This is a genomic window from Actinomyces sp. HMSC065F12, assembly GCF_001814535.1.
Lineage (GTDB): Bacteria > Actinomycetota > Actinomycetes > Actinomycetales > Actinomycetaceae > Pauljensenia > Pauljensenia radingae_A.
Genome location: NZ_KV817034.1, coordinates 1 through 886 on the forward strand (window position 1 = coordinate 1; position 886 = coordinate 886).

Below are 886 nucleotides of genomic sequence, written 5' to 3' on the forward strand. Positions count from 1 at the left end.
CAGTGTGAACTACATCACACTATTATGTGGGTGTTCTGTCCATAGATAAATCACTTTTCAAGCCGGGCCAGCATAGCCTCAGTCGCGGCAGCCGCCACCCTCCCAGCATCAGGAGCCAAATGACCATACGTATCCACCGTGGTCGAAATATTCTCATGCCCCAAGCGCCTCTGAATATAAGGCAACGGCACACCCGCCGCTATCAGCATTGACGCATGGGTATGCCGCAAATCATGCACACGCGGACGCGGATTCAAGCCAGCACGCGTCACAGCAGGCTGCCAAATCCTCTGATGAAACCACGAATCGCGCATCCGAAGTCCCTCACTACTCGGAAACACAAGATCGTCAGGTCTCTTCCCCGCGCACGCTTCCTGCACGTCTCTGGAAAGCGAATCCGGCATGGACACGTCACGCACCGATGCAGGCGACTTCGGGGCACCAACAACGAACCCAGTCCCCTGCTTCTTCCACGCCCTTGACACGTGGATCACAGCCGGCCTGCTCGAAAAATCAATGTCCCTTGGCTGCAGCTGGGTCGCTTCGCTCCACCGTAATCCAGTGCCAGCCAGAAAACGAACAAGTAGGCGGCAGTCTTCACGTGTGCATTCGATGAGCTTTTTCAGCTGCCCTACTGTGAGGAACACGGGCTGGCGGCGTCTGCGCTGCCTGGGCATCGCCACACCGTAAGCGGGATTTACGCTGATCACATGACGCTCTACCTGCAAGGCGAGCACGGAAGACAGTAACCCGTGAGCGTTCCTGATGGTCTTGGGTGAGAGGAATACGGGTTCGGCTTGTGGGTCTTTCTTGCGTGACGAAATGGAGAGCGCCGTTTCCCTGGAACGTAGGCTGGTGACCCACTTTTCCACGTCCCTGCGTGTCA

General features: G+C 56.9%; 1 protein-coding gene. It reads right to left on the reverse strand.

Annotated features, from left to right (window positions below; genetic code table 11):
• Positions 1-50 precede the first annotated feature (50 nt).
• Positions 51-886: tyrosine-type recombinase/integrase (locus HMPREF2975_RS10190; RefSeq protein WP_141757409.1), on the reverse strand; the 836-nt coding region annotated here is incomplete at its 5' end.